At 67.5% G+C, this 15,938-nt stretch carries 15 protein-coding genes; 12 read left to right on the top strand and 3 right to left on the bottom strand.

Annotated elements, in window-relative coordinates; all coding sequences use genetic code 11:
• The first annotated feature begins 11 nt into the window (after positions 1 to 11).
• Positions 12 to 419 carry a DUF4864 domain-containing protein gene (locus ACQR1B_RS34265; protein ID WP_434837311.1) on the top strand — a complete coding sequence of 136 codons (408 nt, stop codon included), beginning with the start codon at positions 12 to 14 and terminating at the stop codon, positions 417 to 419.
• Between the two features lie 3 nt (positions 420 to 422).
• Here the strand turns inward: ACQR1B_RS34265 and ACQR1B_RS34260 are convergent, their stop codons facing one another.
• Positions 423 to 1,685 (bottom strand): TAXI family TRAP transporter solute-binding subunit, encoded by a 1,263-nt coding sequence (locus tag ACQR1B_RS34260; RefSeq protein WP_434837312.1) that lies wholly within the window; start codon positions 1,683 to 1,685, stop codon positions 423 to 425.
• Between the two features lie 341 nt (positions 1,686 to 2,026).
• Positions 2,027 to 3,265 (bottom strand): MFS transporter, encoded by a 1,239-nt coding sequence (locus ACQR1B_RS34255; RefSeq protein WP_434837313.1) that lies wholly within the window; start codon positions 3,263 to 3,265, stop codon positions 2,027 to 2,029.
• 399 nt (positions 3,266 to 3,664) lie between these two features.
• On the opposite strand from ACQR1B_RS34255, the gene ACQR1B_RS34250 reads away from it, so the two are divergent.
• From ACQR1B_RS34250 to ACQR1B_RS34225, 6 genes are all read left to right on the top strand, one after another.
• The gene (locus ACQR1B_RS34250; protein ID WP_434837314.1) at positions 3,665 to 4,108 is read left to right on the top strand and encodes a hypothetical protein; all 444 of its coding nucleotides are present in this window, start codon (positions 3,665 to 3,667) and stop codon (positions 4,106 to 4,108) included.
• Positions 4,109 to 4,177: 69 nt separating this feature from the next.
• Positions 4,178 to 4,468: a hypothetical protein gene (locus ACQR1B_RS34245; protein WP_434837315.1), complete on the top strand. Its 291-nt coding sequence runs from the start codon at positions 4,178 to 4,180 to the stop codon at positions 4,466 to 4,468.
• 10 nt (positions 4,469 to 4,478) lie between these two features.
• Positions 4,479 to 5,894 (top strand): TolC family protein, encoded by a 1,416-nt coding sequence (locus tag ACQR1B_RS34240; protein ID WP_434837316.1) that lies wholly within the window; start codon positions 4,479 to 4,481, stop codon positions 5,892 to 5,894.
• A 13-nt stretch (positions 5,895 to 5,907) separates the two neighbouring features.
• Positions 5,908 to 7,239, top strand: coding sequence for a multicopper oxidase family protein (locus ACQR1B_RS34235; protein WP_434837317.1), 1,332 nt, complete (start codon positions 5,908 to 5,910; stop codon positions 7,237 to 7,239).
• Positions 7,240 to 7,280: 41 nt separating this feature from the next.
• Complete coding sequence (locus tag ACQR1B_RS34230; RefSeq protein WP_434837318.1) at positions 7,281 to 7,742, top strand: cupredoxin domain-containing protein; 462 nt, start codon at positions 7,281 to 7,283, stop codon at positions 7,740 to 7,742.
• Between the two features lie 140 nt (positions 7,743 to 7,882).
• Positions 7,883 to 8,179: a copper-binding protein gene (locus ACQR1B_RS34225; RefSeq protein WP_434837339.1), complete on the top strand. Its 297-nt coding sequence runs from the start codon at positions 7,883 to 7,885 to the stop codon at positions 8,177 to 8,179.
• Between the two features lie 208 nt (positions 8,180 to 8,387).
• Here the strand turns inward: ACQR1B_RS34225 and ACQR1B_RS34220 are convergent, their stop codons facing one another.
• Positions 8,388 to 9,281 carry a LysR family transcriptional regulator gene (locus ACQR1B_RS34220; protein WP_434837319.1) on the bottom strand — a complete coding sequence of 298 codons (894 nt, stop codon included), beginning with the start codon at positions 9,279 to 9,281 and terminating at the stop codon, positions 8,388 to 8,390.
• A 104-nt stretch (positions 9,282 to 9,385) separates the two neighbouring features.
• Here ACQR1B_RS34220 and ACQR1B_RS34215 point away from each other — a divergent pair, with 104 nt between their 5' ends.
• The 5 genes from ACQR1B_RS34215 to ACQR1B_RS34195 all read left to right on the top strand — a co-directional run bounded on the left by ACQR1B_RS34215 (position 9,386) and on the right by ACQR1B_RS34195 (position 15,935).
• Positions 9,386 to 10,126, top strand: coding sequence for an SDR family oxidoreductase (locus ACQR1B_RS34215; protein WP_434837320.1), 741 nt, complete (start codon positions 9,386 to 9,388; stop codon positions 10,124 to 10,126).
• 56 nt (positions 10,127 to 10,182) lie between these two features.
• Positions 10,183 to 10,395 carry a tautomerase family protein gene (locus tag ACQR1B_RS34210; RefSeq protein WP_434837321.1) on the top strand — a complete coding sequence of 71 codons (213 nt, stop codon included), beginning with the start codon at positions 10,183 to 10,185 and terminating at the stop codon, positions 10,393 to 10,395.
• A gap of 514 nt (positions 10,396 to 10,909) precedes the next feature.
• On the top strand, positions 10,910 to 11,314 hold the full coding sequence (locus tag ACQR1B_RS34205; protein WP_434837322.1) for a type II toxin-antitoxin system HicB family antitoxin: 405 nt from the start codon (positions 10,910 to 10,912) through the stop codon (positions 11,312 to 11,314).
• A gap of 936 nt (positions 11,315 to 12,250) precedes the next feature.
• Positions 12,251 to 14,482 carry a tetratricopeptide repeat protein gene (locus tag ACQR1B_RS34200; RefSeq protein WP_434837323.1) on the top strand — a complete coding sequence of 744 codons (2,232 nt, stop codon included), beginning with the start codon at positions 12,251 to 12,253 and terminating at the stop codon, positions 14,480 to 14,482.
• A 295-nt stretch (positions 14,483 to 14,777) separates the two neighbouring features.
• On the top strand, positions 14,778 to 15,935 hold the full coding sequence (locus ACQR1B_RS34195) for a TAXI family TRAP transporter solute-binding subunit (RefSeq protein WP_434837324.1): 1,158 nt from the start codon (positions 14,778 to 14,780) through the stop codon (positions 15,933 to 15,935).
• Positions 15,936 to 15,938: the final 3 nt, after the last annotated feature.

Raw genomic sequence — 15,938 nt, 5'->3', positions numbered from 1 at the left:
GAGGCCCGACGATGCGCAGTCTGGTGTCGCTCGCTTTGCTGTTGTCACTGCTGGCTTGCCCGGCCGGCGCGGCCGAGGAGGCCAGCGCGGCGCAGCGTGTCATCCGCGCCCAGGAGCAGGCTTTCGCCCACGATGACGGCGCGACCGCCTATGCCCAGGCGGCGCCGGAGATCCAGGCGCTGTTTCCCAGCGCCGAGATCTTCATGGCGATGGTCAGGAGCGGCTACCCGCCGGTCTATCGCCATCGCAGCTTCGAGTTCGGGCCGTCCCAGATTGAGAACGGCAGCATCGCGCAGCGTGTCCAGATCATCGATGCCGAGGGCGAGGCCTGGGAGGCGCTCTATACGCTGCAGGTCCAGCCCGACGGCAGCCTCAAGATCACCGGCTGCTCTCTGCTGAAAGCTGGTCAGGCGGTGTGAGTTTCAGCGCGTCGGCGTCGGCGGGCCGCCGTGCTGCTGGCGCCATTGCAGGAACTGGCGGAACAGCGCGCTGCGCTCGGCCGGATCGTTCGACAGCTGCCCGCCGCTCTGGCGCACGAAGCTCTCGAACTGCGCCTGCTGCACGTCGGCGACCTCGCGCCGCGGCACCATGTTGCGCGCGACCAGCCAGTCTTCCGCGGCCTTGAACCGCTTCCAGCCGGGAATGGCGGCGACGATACTCGATTCCGTCCATTTCGGATGCCGCGGCGGCTTCATGAACTCGTCGTAATTGGCGAAGAACGCGTCGACGAAGCGCGCCACCTTGCGATAGCGCTCGGTATTCTCGGGCCAGTTGTAGCTGACGAGCAGCATGCCGATCGCCACGGTCTCGATCGTCTCGCCGGGATTGAGCAGGTTCGGATAGTCGTCCGACGACAGCGTCGTCGGCAGATAGAGGTTCTGCAGCCGGCGATCGTAGGGAATCGTCACCAGATGCAGCGCGCGGTTGTCGTTGCGGATGGCGCGGGCGAGCTGGAACACCTTGCCGGTCGAGACGATGTAGGCGTCGGCCTCGCCGTCGACCAGCTTCTGGATCGACTTTGCATCGTCGGTCGCGTAATCGAACGTGGCCGTCAGGTTCAGCCGGTTGAAGATCACCCGCGCGGAATAGAAGCCGACATCGGTCGGCGCGATGATGCGCTTGCCGTTGAGATCGAAGATCGAGCGGATCGAGGACCGCGCGATGATGTGAATCTCGCTGTGATAGAGCCGCGCGATGTAGCGCAGTTGCGAGGTGATGTCCGGGATGCCGTATTGCAGACGGTAGAATTCGGGCACGTCGGCGGCGACCGCGCCCATGTCGATGCTCTTCAGGAACAGGATGTCGGAGACGTTGCGCACCGGGCCCTTGCCGAGCACGGGCAGCACGCGGATGTTCGACTGGTCGTCCAGCACGCGCGCCATGTCGGAACCGAACACCGAGGTGGCGCCGCCGGCCGGTGCGGTGATGATGGTGACCGTGCCTTCATTGACGTCGGTGGGGTTCGGCAGCCGCCACACATCGGGGCCGCTGCCGGGCGCCGGCGACAGCGACGCGGGCAGGCCGGCCGGACGCGGCGGCCCTGGTGCCGCGGCGCCCGGACGGACCGGTGCCGGTGCGACCGGCACGATGAGCGAGCGGGTCGCCGCGGGCCCCGCGGGCTGCTGGGGGATCAGCTGCGCGGACGCATGCCGGTTGCCAACACTGGCGACGATCGCAGCAATCATAAGTTGTAAAACGGCACGTGAAATAATGGACATAGCGCAACGGCCTCCTGCACCATCGCGATGCCGCCGCACTGATCACCACCAGGCAAGGAGCTTTCACCGCGACGACGGGCCTGTGTCAGGCCTGTCGATGGGTGATCGCGGCCTCAGCTGAGACCTCGCGACAAATCCACTTCGCGATGCAAAGCCCGCGAGCCCAACGGCCCTGCCCGGCTTCGATCGAGATCATAGTTGCGTGATCGGATTCGATGGATTTGGGGCGCCGGCCGGGATTTTGTATGACGAAGTGCATATAACCCTTAACGGGATACGACTGTGGCCGCCGCACAACGCTTTCCGGCTCAGGCCGCCAACCGGTGTTGCCGCCGCGCCAGCATCAGCAGCGTGACCACGATCGCGAGATTGAGCGCATTCCACGCGATGCCGTTGGCGAAGGCCGCGGCGTAGGAGCCGGTGGCGTCGAAGATCACGCCCGACACCCAGCCGCCGAACGACATGCCGAACACCGATGCGAAAATGATGATGCCGACGCGGGTGGCGGCCTCGCGCGCCGGCATCGCCTCGCGCACGATGATCGCATAGCTCGGCACGATGCCGCCCTGGAACAGGCCGAACATGCCGGAGATCAGATAGAGCGAGGTCAGGCCGTCGAAGAACAGATAGAACAAGAGCGCAAAGCCCTGTGCCAGCGAGCCGATCAAGAGCGTGCGCATGCCGCCGATGCGGTCGGCGAGGAACCCCGAGCCGACGCGGCTGACGATGCCGAGCGCCATCATCAAGGACAGCATCTGGGCGCCGACGGCGACGCCATAGCCGAGGTCGCCGCAATAGGCGACGATGTGGACCTGCGGCATCGCCATCGCCACACAGCAGGCGATCGCGGCGACGCTGAGCAGCACGGTCAGCGCATTGGTCGAGATCGGCAGGCTCAGCTGCGGCGGGGCCGCATGCGCATGGTCGTGCGCGCCGGCGCCGTCCATCCGCGCCCGCAGCACCAGCAGCAGCGCCGACATCGTCAGCGCGCAGAAGATGCCGAGCGCGACATGGGTGGCGCGCCAGCCGATCTGCTGCACGCCGTAGTTCACCAGCGGCGGCCACACCGTGCCGGCGACGTAGTTGCCCGAGGCGACGATGGTGACGGCAAGCCCGCGATAGCGCTCGAACCAGTGCGAGGCCTCCGCCATCAGCGGCGCGAAGGTCACGGACGAGCCGAGCCCGATCAGGAAATACACCGCCTGGAACTGCCACAGCGTCACCGAGGCGCCGGCGAGCAGATAGGCCGCAGCGGTCGTGGCAATGCTCAGCGCCATCGCGGTGACGATGCCGAACCGGTCGGTGATGCGGCCGACGATGACGCCGCCGAGGCCGAAGCCGAACATGGTCAGCGTGTAGGCCAGCGAGACCGCGCCGCGGCTCGCGCCGAACTCCGCCTGCACGGTCGGCAGCACAACGACCACCGTCCACATCCCGGCGCCGCCGACCGAGGCGATGACGAGTGCCAGCACCAGCCGCGCCCAGGCCTGGCGCGAGTCCGGTGTGAAGTGAGGCGCTTCCTCGAATCTTGTGTGGGGTCCGTGCACGATGGCCGCAACTTCGTTGCCCCATCGCATCCGGTCAAGCCACATTGCTGCGGCATTGGCCATGCAGAAGCAGTGCAACAGAGGTGGATCCCGCAACGAGGAAGGCCGTCGATTGGTTGCTCGTCATGCCCGGGCTCCGTCCCGGGCATCCACGTCTTTCCACACATTTCGAACGACGTGGATGGCCGGGACGGAGCCCGGCCATGACGGTGGAGAGAGCTGGCACGAACTGAGTCTGTATGCGATCGCACTGTCGCTTGCGGGAACGGATGTGTACCGAGCAAGCCCCACCGCTCCCCCTTTCAGCCAACCCTCTTTGCGGCGCGGCGCCTCCTGGGCTAGACTGCTCACCGAAACGGAGCGATTTGCGCGCGGATGTCGTTGGGATTGACACGGAGAATGCAGATTCTGGCGGGGCGGCTGCTCGTCCTCGCCTATCTGTTCTGCGTGCTCAGCCCGGGCGTGGCGCTCGCGTTCGCGAGCGGGGCGCTGCCGTGTCTCGATGAAGTCGCCGTCGCGGTCACGCACCATCACACCGCTCATCATGAGATGAGCGATGCGACGATGATGGCGCAGATGCATGCCGCTCACGCCGATCACCACGATGATCATCTCGCGGCTGCCGGCCTGCAGGTTCCAGAAGACCCTGCGCCCGCGCATCACGACCACGGCAAGCTGCCGGGTCCCTGCTGCGCGATGATGTGCGCCGTCGGCCTCACCGCCATGATGCCGGCGGTGACGCTGCCCTCCTCTCTCGCCACGGCCAGCGAAGCCGCGCGCGAAGCCAGCCTGCCCGGGCGCTCGCCGCCGCGGCTCGATCGTCCCCCCATCGTCCTGGCCTGAACGAACGACGCGGGATCGCGCGCGCGCGCGCGTCCTGTCGCGGATCATCGACAGACCCAAGGACATATCATGTTGTCGCAAGCCAAGGCGACGCCCGCAGCCGCATGTCCGGCGCGGCGCGGCCTGCCGTCTTCAATGCTGCTGCACGCGTCGGCGCTCCTCCTGACGCTGAGCGTCGGTGCCTGCCAGCCGCGCATGCTCGCGCTGACGAGCGCCGATCCGGCCGACCCTGCCGCCAGCATTGCGCCGGTGCGCGCCTCGGCGGTGACGGCGCCCTACACGTCGCTGCGCCCGGCCGCTCCCGCCGCATGGGGATCGCGTCGCGAGCCCGGCGCGGCGCGCGCCGAACCGAGCCGCTAGGAGCAGCCGCATGCCAGGCATGATCAGGTCGGCGGCGCTCGCCGCGGCACTCGCACTCGGCGGCTGCGCCGCGTTCTCGCCCGATGGCGGCATGGACGTAGTCGCCGACGTCACCGGGCGCAGCATCGGCAAGGACGTCGCATCCATTCGCAGCGCCGATGACGCCGAGCGCGTCCGCGGCGTCGTCAGCGGACTGCTGGCACGGCCGCTCTCGGCCGATGCCGCCGTCCAGCTTGCTCTGCTCAACAACAAGGGATTGCAGGCCGCCTATCATGAGCTCGCGCTCAGCGACGCCGACAGGGTCGAGGCCAGCCTGCCGCCGAACCCGACCTTCTCTTTGATGCGCATCAGCGGCGACGGTGCGCTGGAGGCCGAGCGCCAGGTTGCCGGCGACATCCTCGCGCTCGCCACTTTGCCGCTGCGCACGGAGATCGCGCGCGAGCGCTTCCTGAAGGCGCAGCTGAGGGCGGCGCTCGCCACCGTGCGGCTCGCCGCCGAGGTCCGGCGCGCTTATGTGCGCGCCGTCGCCGCCAACGAGCTGGTGGGTCTGCTGGCCGAGGCGCAAGCGGCCGCGGAGGCGACGGCGAAGCTCGCCCAGAAGCTCGGCGAGACCGGCGCGCTCAACCGGCTCGACCAGGCCCGCGAGCAGGTGTTTTATGCCGAGACCACCGCCGAGCTCGCGAGCGCCCGCCGCATGGCAGCAAGCGCGCGCGAACGGCTGATCCGGCTGATGGGCCTGTGGGGCGACGAGCTGAACTTCCGCCTGCCCGACCGCCTGCCCGCACTGCCGCGCCGGCCGTTGACACAGCCCTTCGTCGAGCGCGACGCCGTCGCGCACCGCATCGATCTGCAGATGGCGCGCCTGGAGCTAACCGCGCTCGCCACCGCTCTGCAGCTCACCGAGGCGACGCGCTTCGTCACCCTGCTCGACCTCGCCGGCATCGACCGCAAGACCGTCGAGCCCGACGGCCGCACCATCCGCGAGCGCGGCTTCGACGTCCAATTCCAGATCCCGATCTTCGACGGCGGCGAGGTCCGCATGCGCCAAGCACTCGAGAGCTACAACGTCGTCTTCAACCGCCTCACCGAGCGCGCCGTCACGGTCCGCTCCGAGGCGCGCGATGCCTATCGCAGCTATCGTGGGGCCTACGACATCGCCGGCCACTATGCCCGCGAGGTGCTGCCGCTGCGCCAGATCATCAGCGAGGAGATGCAACTGCGCTATTCCAGCATGCAGGTCGACATCTTCGCGCTGCTGGTCGAGGCGCGGCAGCGGCTCGCCTCGCGCCGCGCCGCGATCGATGCAAAACGCGACTTCTTCCTCACCGAGGCCGAGCTGTCGGCCGCCGTCAATGGCGGCGGCGGAGCGGCGGGTGAGGACAGCGTACAGCAGACCGCGAGCGCGCTCGCGCCCACCCATGACTGACGGGAGACGCCCAATGTTGTCACGCCGAACACTGCTCGGATCCGCGGCGCTCGCCGGCGCCTCCGCCGTCTCAGGCCGGGTGCAGGCCGCAGCCATTCCCGAGGCACCGACCATGGACAAGGCCGTGATGCAGCCGCCGCTGCATCCCGCGGCAGGACCGGACTATCAGCCCGTGGTGACGCTCAACGGCTGGTCGCTGCCGTTCCGCATGAACGGCGACTGGAAGGAATTCCATCTCGTCGCCGAGCCGGTCACGCGCGAGTTTGCACCTGGCATGAGCACGCATCTGTGGGGCTACAACGGCCAGTCGCCGGGCCCGACCATCGAGGCGGTCGAGGGCGACAAGGTCCGGATCTTCGTCACTAACAAATTGCCGGAATACACCACCGTGCACTGGCATGGCGTGATCCTGCCCTGCGGCATGGACGGCGTCGGCGGCCTGACCCAGCCGCACATCAAGCCCGGCAAGACCTTCGTCTACGAGTTCGAGATGAAGCACGCCGGCACCTTCATGTATCACCCGCATGCCGACGAGATGGTGCAGATGGCGATGGGCATGATGGGCATGATCGTCGTGCATCCGCGCGCGCCCGTGCCGCCGGTCGATCGCGACTACGTGTTCGTGATGTCGAGCTACCGCATCGAGCCCGGCAGCTATCTGCCGAAGGTCAACGAAATGACCGACTTCAACATGTGGACCTGGAACGCACGGGTGTTTCCCGGCATCGATTCCATGCCGGCGCGGCTTGGCGATCACGTCCGCATCCGCATCGGCAATCTCACCATGACCAACCACCCGATCCACCTCCACGGCCACAAGTTCAAGGTCACAGGTACCGACGGCGGCTGGATTCCGGACGTCGCGCAAATCCCGGAGACGACCACCGACGTCCCGGTCGGCGCGGTGCGGGTGCTCGATTTCATCGCCGACAATCCCGGCGACTGGGCGTTCCACTGCCACAAGTCACATCACACCATGAATGCAATGGGCCACGACATGCGCAACCTGATCGGCGTGTCGCGCCAGGAGCTGGCGCGCGCGGTGGGCAGACTTGCGCCCGACGGCATGGTGATGGGCCACATCGGCATGGCGATGGGCACCATGGAGATGCCGGCCCCCGACAACACGCTGCCGATGATGACGGGCACCGGACAGTTCGGCCCGATCGAGATGGGCGGCATGTTCACGACGGTGAAGGTGCGCGAAGGCCTCGCGCGCGACGACTATCGCGATCCCGGCCCCTATCAGTTTCCGCAAGGCAGCGTTGCCTACGAGGTCGCAAGCGCCCCCGAACCCGTCAGGCGCGAGGGGAGCGCGAGGACGCAGACCCGGACGCAACGCTGATGTTAGCCGCCCACGCACAACCCATCGTCGGGAGATTTGCAATGAAGACCCGCATCGTGGTCGGCGCGGCCCTAGCCGTCGCCCTGATCACATCCGTGCCCGTCCATGGCCACGAGCAACACCGTAGCCGCGGCTATGCCGCCGGCGAGCCCGGCGATGCCAACCAGCCGTCGCGCACCATCGAGGTGCTGCTGAGCGAGATGGAGTTCACGCCGGCGCGCATCGCCGTCAGCCGCGGCGAGCAGATCCGCTTCGTGCTGCGCAACACCGGCAAGGAGGATCACGAATTCCTGCTCGCCACGAAGAAGGAGAACCTGAAGCATGCCGCCGTCATGAAGAAGCACCCGCACATGGCGCACGACGAGCCGAACGGCGTGCGGCTCGGGCCGGGCAAGACCGCCGAGCTGGTGTGGCGCTTCACCAGGCCCGGGACCTTCGAATATTCCTGCCTGATCCCCAACCATCGCGAATACGGCATGACCGGCCACGTCACCGTCAAGTGACGGCGCGCTCCACCCACCAGACCGTAGGGCGGATCAGCGTCAGCGTGATCCGCCATCGCCACGGATCTCGGACCATCGGCGGATCACGCTGCGCTGATCCGCCCTACGCATCGGACCCAAGACCAGCAGGAGAGAACATGATGAAGATCTACACTCAGCTCACCACCGCCGCCGCCCTGGCTCTTGCGCTTCTTACCCCCGCCGTGGCCGCCGACACGATCAGCGGCGACGTCAAGAAGGTCGACGAGGCCAATGCCAAGATCACCCTGCATCACGGCCCCGCCAAGAGCCTCGGCATGGACGAGGCCATGACCATGGTCTACCGCGTCAAGGACGCCGCGCTGCTGAAGGGCCTCAAGCCCGGCGACAAGGTGAAGTTCGAAGCGGTCGAGGATGCCTCCGGCTACACGGTGACGAAGATCGAGAAGGGCAAGTAGGTCGCGCCGCCGCTCATCGCGCGAATGCCGCTACAATGTCGCCCGGCCGAGAATGCCCGCGATCCAATCGAGGAATACGCCGCGTCAGCTGCCGGTTGGCGGATACAGAACCCGTAGGGCGGATTAGCGTCAGCGTAGTCCGCCATTTCGACCGCGCACGCGGAAACCGCGGCGGATCACGCTGCGCTGATCCGCCCTACGGGAGAGCCTACAGCTTCGCCCGGGCGACAATATCGACGATCCAATCGAGGAACACGCGCAGCCGCAGGCTCAGCTGCCGGTTCTGCGGATACAGCGCGTGCAGCGGCGTCGGCGACGGCGGAGTGTCGCTGAGAATCTCCACCAGCGCACCGTCGGCCAGATCCGGCGCAAAGCGATAGCGCGGCGCCTGCACCAGCCCGAGCCCGAGCCGGGCGAGATCGGCCATCGTGTCGGAATTGTTGACCATGACCCGGCTCGGCAGCACGATGTGGCGCAGCACGCCGTCGCAGGTGAATTCGAGCGGCAGCACCTCGCCGGTTCGCGACGAGATGAAGCCGATCATGCGATGGCCGTCGAGCTCGTCGGGCTGCCGCGGCGTGCCGTAGTCGCGCAGATAGGCCGGACTGGCGACGGTGACCTCCTCGATGGTGCCGAGCCGGCGCTGGATCATGCCGCTCGCCTCGGGCTCGCCCGACCGGATCACGCAATCGACGCCCTCGCGCACGAGATCGACCAGGCGGTCGCCCTGGCCGATGCGCAGGTTCAACAGCGGATGCGCGGCGAGAAAGGCGGGCAGATGCGGCAGCAGGAAGGTCCGCGTCAGCAGCGGATGCGCGTCGATCCGCAGCAGGCCGCGCGGGCTCGCGTCGCGCAGCGCGGTTTCGGCTTCCTCGATCTCGTCGAGAATGCCGACACAGCGCCGGTAATAGTCCTCGCCGTCCAATGTCGGCGTGACGTGGCGCGTCGTGCGCTCGACCAGCCGGACGCCGAGCCGGCCTTCGAGATCCCGGAGCACCTCACTCGCGGTCGAGCGCGGCAGGCCGAGATCGGCGGCTGCGGCCGTAAAGCTTCGCCGCTCGACGAGGCGGACGAACAGGCGCATGGCATCGAAACGGTCCATCTCAGACTGTTCGCCCAGCCCGACATCTGATGTCAAGCCGCGGCAGATTATGCGGCCGGGACGATCAGCTATCTCCTCTCCCATCGAAACGAGGGAGACCGACCATGCCCGACATACCAGCGCCCGTCGCGATCATCACCGGAAGCTCGCGCGGGATCGGCGCGGCCATTGCCGAACGCCTGGCCGCACGCGGAGTAGCGATCATCGTCAATTATGCACAAGGCAGGGACGCCGCGGCACAGGTGGTGCAGCGGATCGAGGCCGCCGGCGGCCGGGCGCTGGCGGTCCAGGCCGACATTGCCGCTCCCGGCAGCGCCACGGCGCTGTTCGATGCCGCCCGGCAGGCGTTCGGCGGCGTGGACATCCTGGTCAACAATGCCGGGACCATGGCGCTCGGCCCGTTCGCGGAGTTGAGCGATGCCGACGTCGCGCGCCAGTTCGAGGTGAATGTCACGGGCGTCTTCCGGACCCTGCGCGAGGCCGCGCGCCGGCTCCGCGACGGCGGCCGCATCGTCAACTTCTCCTCCAGCGTGGTCGGGCTCTATCAGCCGCGTTACGGAGCCTATGCCGCGACCAAGGCGGCCACGGAAGCGATGACCCATGTCCTCGCCAAGGAACTGGCCATGCGCGGCATCACGGTCAACGCGGTGGCGCCCGGCCCCACCGAGACCGACATGTTCCTGAACGGCAAGACCGACGAGCAACTGCGCGCGATGGCCGCGATGAACCCGTTCGGTCGCTTCGGGCGCCCGCCCGAAATCGCCGACGTCGTCGCGTTCCTGGCAAGCCGAGAGGCGAGCTGGGTCAACGGCCAGATCCTGCGCGTCAATGGCGGCGTCGTCTGACGCCGCGCGCCTTTCCCCACAGCCGGCCGACGCCGGCACAACGACAAGGAGCCCACATGCCTTTCGCCAACATCAAGGTGCCGCAGGCCGCGCTGACCACGGCCCAGAAGAAGGAGATCGTGCATCGCGTGACCGCGATGTTCGTCGACTATTTCAGCGAGGCCGCCCGCCCCCACGCGATGGTCCTGATCGAGGAAGTGCCCGACGGCGGCTACGGCCGCGCCGACGAGGTGTTCGTGATCCCGGCCCCCTATCGCGCGCGGGAGTGAGCGCCGGGGTGTGGCCGCGCTCCCGGTGGCCAGATTTCCGGCCCTCGTGTTCGTGTCGCCCGCAGCAGGAAAGCCACACGACAGCGGCCGATCGCGCTACGCCGATCCGCCCCGCGCGAGCCGGCACATCTCTCTCCACCGTCATTCCGGGGCGCGCGCCCGGCGCGAGCCCGGAATCCATAGCCACGACTGTCCGTGACCAGCCGGGAAAAGCGCCACGCGACATTTCCCCGACAACAACGGCCTGTCGTTATGGATTCCGGGCTCATTCACGGGCGCAGAATGCGCCCGCGAATGCGCCGGAATGACGTGCTGACGGATCGCGCGCTGACCCAACAGCCAGACATGTTGGCGCGTCGATTCAGGGCCGGCGTTCGTCGCTACCATGGGCTGCGAGGGAAGCGCCGTCGCACAGACCATGCTACGCTCGGAGAATGGGTCTCATCCGAGCGGGACCTTCCGATCGGCACACTGAGAGCATCGAGAAGCCCTCCGGACTGAAGCTGAGGCGACCATGACGCGGAACTACATCGGCCTGATTCACAAGGACGCCGGCAGCCATTTCGGCGTCTCGTTTCCCGATCTTCCAGGCGTCGTGACCGCGGGCACCAGCCTGGACGACGCGCGGAACATGGCGGAGGAAGCGCTGGCTCTGCACATCGAAGGCCTCATCGAGGACGGCGAGGCCATTCCCGAGCCGTCGTCTCTGGAACAGATCATGGCGGATGCCGACAACCGCTCCGGCATTGCGGTTCTCGTGGCCGCAAAGGTCGATCAGCCGAAGTCGGTCCGCGTCAACGTCACGCTGCCGGAAGATGTGCTGGCGCAAATCGACCGCTACGCCGAGGCGCACGGCTTCACCAGGTCCGGGATGCTCGTCCAGGCCGCGAAGAAGCTGATGACCAACGAGGCCGCCTGACGCGGCACGGCGCTTCGGGTCTCCCGCAGTCGCGACGCCGACGAGCTTCCGCTTCATTTGTCGGTCCGTCGTCAGGCCGGCCTCTAAATCCTTCTGAGGAGATTCTCATGAGGCGGGTCGACAGCAGCAGATTTCGACGCATGACAACGCGGCACGGAAGATAGCGGCCCAAAATTCCCCTTTCATTTTTTCCGAAATCATGTATATCTCTCTCCGTCCTGCTTCCGCCGGAGGGGCGTGTCGCGACCGTCACGAGACGTGGGAGGTGGGATGCGATGGGTGCAGCGAATCGCAGCGTGGCTTCGTGCCGCGCGGACGAACGGTTCGTTGCGCACGGCGAAATCGTGCGGTCCTGATACCCCGACGCTGGTATCAACGCGGCGCAGTGCCAACGCATTGTGCTGGGGATGGTGGCCAACAAGCCCGGTGCACCAGGGAGACCACGTATAAGCCGTTCCAACCGTTGCGCGGGGAAGGCCGGGCGTTCTCGGCCAGACCTGTGGTGACTGCCGCCTGCTTATCTTCTGCAGGCGGGCCACGGGCGCGGCCGGCGCCCGGCCTTCCCTGCGCCCTCCACGTATTTCGAGGGCGGATCTGATGCACGGCTCGGGCGCGAGGCGCCGCGAGAGCGAGATCGTATGCCTGCTGCGTCCGTCGAGAACAAACATCGATCCGTGCAGTGCGCGCGCCTGCGATCCCCTTCCCGCGCTCTCCCCGACGGCCGCGTTAACCACTTGCTAACCATGGCCCGGGCAATCTTGCCGCGTCGCGTTGCGCGCGGCTGGCCGCCGGACAACCCGCTGGACACATCTGGGCGTTGCGCCGCCGGGCATGGCGGCGCGCTCGCCCGGTTGGCGGTTCCGGCGGCTCGCCGCGCGGACGCGGTGGCCGCTGTCCGACGCCACCGCCCGTCTCGTCCGCCCGGAGAATGAGCTCTTGAGCACCGTCGGTTCGCGCGCCTTCCAGAAGGCACGGCAGGAAAAGAAGCAGAAGAAGCTCGTCGAGGGGCAGTTGACGGCGGCCTACACGGCGTTTCGCGCCGGACGGCAGGCCGAGACGCAGGCGCTGTGCGCGAAGCTGCTGCAGGACGTGCCGGACTGTTTCGACGCCATGCATCTGCTCGGGGTGTCGCTGGTGTCGTCGGCGCGATTTGCCGAGGCCACGGCCTTCCTGGCCCAGGCCACGGCGCTGGAGCCCAATTCGGCGGACGCGCAATCCAATTACGGCTGGGCGCTGGTCAATTGCGAGCGCTACGAGGAGGCGCGCGGCGCGCTGGAGCGATCGCTGGCGCTGCGCCCGAATGCACCGATCACGCTGCGCAACCTGACGATCACCCTGCTGCGGCTGAAGCAAGGTGACGGCGCGCTCGCCTCCGCGACGCGCGCGCTCGAGCTGAAGCCCGACGACGTCGATTCCTGGTGCAACCGCAGCGTCGCCGAGCTGATGCTGCGGCGCTGGGACGCCGCCGCCGCCAGCGCCGAACGCGCGCTGACGTTCAATCCGACCCATTTCGAGGCCATGGTCAACAAGGGCCTCGCGCATCTCGAACTGCACCACTACGAGCTGGCGGAAGCGACCTTCAACGCGGCGCTCGCGGCACGGCCCCTCCATGCCGAGCTGCGGGCGCATCGCGGCCGGCTGTACATGCTGGCCGGGCGCACGGCGGAGGCCGAGGCCGATTTCGACGCCGCCGTGACGCTCGATCCGGCGCTTCAGGTCGGGTGGCAGGGCAAGGCGCAGATCTGCCTGATCAACGGCAACGTCGCCCAGGCGATGGCGGCCTGCAAGCGCGCGCTCGACACCAACCCGACCGCGCAGGTCGCGCTGACGCTGCTCGGCGCCTGCCTCGGGCGGCTCGGCGACGTCGCCGGCGCGATCGCGCAATTCGATCAGGCGCTGGCGGTACAGCCGGACTACGACGAGGCCATCACCAAGAAGATCTTCTATCTCGACTTCCTCTCCGGTGCCGATTTCGCCATCCAGCAGGCGGCGCGGCACTATTGGTGGGTGGCGGTTGGCTCGAAATTTCCCCGCCGCAAGCTGGCCCCGCGCTCGCTCGATCCCGACCGGCGCATGGTCGTCGGCTACGTCTCGGCCGACTTCCGCACGCACTCGGCCGCCTTCGCCTTCCTGCCGGTGCTGCGCGGGCACGACAAGACGCAGGTGCAGGTCAACTGCTACTCGACCTCGCCGCGGCACGACGATTTCACCGCAAGATTCCAGTCGGCCGCCGATGTCTGGGTCGAGGCCGCCAACCTCTCCGACGACGAACTCGCCGACCGCATCCAGGCCGACGGCGTCGACATCCTGGTCGATCTATCCGGCTACACCACGGGCATGCGCATGCCCGTGTTCGCGCGCAAGCCGGCGCCGATCCAGGTCACCGCCTGGGGCAGCGGCACCGGCACCGGCCTCGCCACGATGGACTACTTCTTCGCCGATCCGGTCACGGTGCCCGAAAGCGTCCGGCCGCTGTTCGCCGAGCGGGTCCACGACCTGCCGTCGGTGATCACGATCGATCCGCTGCTCGACATCGCGCCCTCCCCGCTGCCGATGCTGCAGAACGGCCATGTCAGCTTCGGCGTCTACAACCGCATCGACAAGATCTCGGACGAGGCGATCGCGCTGTGGGCGCGGCTGCTCGGCGAGGTGCCGGACGCCAAGCTGGTCATCAAGCATCTCGCGCTCAACGATCCCCTGGTGCGCGACGGCCTGATCGGCCGCTTCGTCAGCCGCGGCGTGGCGGAGCAGCGCCTCGTCTGCCTCGGGGCGAGCGAGCGCAGCGAGCACCTGCGGTCCTACGGGAACATCGACATCTCGCTCGATCCGTTCCCGCAGAACGGCGGCATCTCGACCTTCGAGTCGCTCTACATGGGCGTGCCTGTCGTCGCCAAGCTCGGCGCGGGTGCAGCCTCGCGCGCCGCCGGCGGCATCCTGACCGCGGCCGGCCTCGCCGACTGGGTCGCCGATGACGACGACGGCTACATCCGGATCGCCAAGACCTTCGCGGCACGGCCCGAGCTGCTGGCGAAGCTGCGCGGCGAACTGCCCGGCATGGTCGCGCGCTCCCCGGCCGGCGACGTCGCCAACTACACGCGCTGCGTCGAGGCCGCGTATCGTCAATTCTGGCAGGGTCATTGCGTCAAGGCGAACGCGTCGTCGCGGTGAGGTCCGCGCCGACATCGCGCCACGCCCCACAACCAAGAGGTGTATCAATTCTCGCCGGGTCGTTTCGACCGGGCGCAATATGATCAGGCCTTCGTCCCGACATCAAAGAGCTCGCCCTGCCCCGGATAGGGCGCAATCAACGATGCGGCTTTTTGGTGGCAACGCCCCGTCCGTACCCCCGCCTCGCCGCGACCAACCGGCGAGTAGTAGACTACCTTCGCCGGCCAGCGATAATGCGGCAGAAAAATCGCGGGGCACGCGATCGCTGAACCGCTGGGGACGGAGGAATCGGGGCATGCGGGTCGGGTTGTTGAGTTGCGTCGTTGCGGCCGTCACGGCTCTGGCGGCATCGCTGCTGCCGGCCACGGCACAGACTGCCAAGCCGAGATCGGCGACGGCGGCCGCCGCCGGCGAAGGCGGCAAGCTGCAGGAATCCAACGAATGGACGGTCGGCATCGCCGGCGGCCTGCTCGAAGGCACCAACATCCGCTTTGCCGCCGAGATGGCCAAGGTGCTCGACGACCGGCCGAACCTGCGCGTGCTGCCGATGGTGACCTATGGCGCGCTCGGCAACATCGAGGACCTGCTGTATCTGCGCGGCGTCGACGTCACCATCACCTCCGCCGACGTGCTCGACGAATTCGTCCGCAACGGCACGCTCGCCAACATCAAGAACCGCATCCGCTACATCTGCTCGTTCTACATCAACGAGATGCACGTCTACGTCCGCCCCGAGATCAGGACGCTCGAGGATCTCGCCGGCAAGAAGGTGAGTTTCAACACGGTGGGAAGTGCGGCGAACCTCACCGGCGGCATCGTGTTCGACCGGCTCAAGATCGGCGCGGAGAAGGTGTTCATCAACAATTCGGTGGCGCTCGAGAAGATGCGGAGCGGCGAGATCGCAGGCGTCGTGCACGTCACCGGCAAGCCGACCGATCTGTTCGCCAAGTTCAAGCCCGAGCCCGGCTTCCACTTCCTCCCCGTCCCGTTCGCGCGCAGCCTGCAGGACTACTACGTGCCGACCAAGCTGACGTCGCAGGACTATCCCAACCTGCTCAAGCCCGGCGAGACAGTCGAGACGATCGGCGTGCCGCAGGTGCTGGCGGTCTACAATTGGTCGCCGGAGACCGAGCGCTACCGCCGCGTCTCGCGGTTCGTGGAGTATCTGTTCAAGCGGTTCGACCAGTTCAAGCAGCCGCCGTTCCACCCGAAATGGAACGAGATCAACCTCGCCTCCTCGCTGCCCGGCTGGACCCGCTTCCGCGCCGCCGAGGAGTTGCTCGCGAGCACGCGCGCGCCGGAAGCCGACGTCGCGGTCAAGCAGCAGTTCGACCAGTGGATGAGTGCAAAGACCGTCCCCGGCGGCCGGCGCATGAGCGAGGACGAAACCAGGGTGCTGTTCGAGCAGTTTCGCGACTGGATGAAGCGGGATGGCGGCCAGCCGCCGCGATAGAAC

The sequence above is a fragment of the Bradyrhizobium oligotrophicum genome, assembly GCF_051168495.1.
Taxonomy (GTDB): Bacteria; Pseudomonadota; Alphaproteobacteria; order Rhizobiales; family Xanthobacteraceae; genus Bradyrhizobium; species Bradyrhizobium oligotrophicum_A.
The sequence above is the reverse complement of the archived record's forward strand: the minus strand, read 5'-3'. Positions and strand labels throughout refer to the sequence as shown.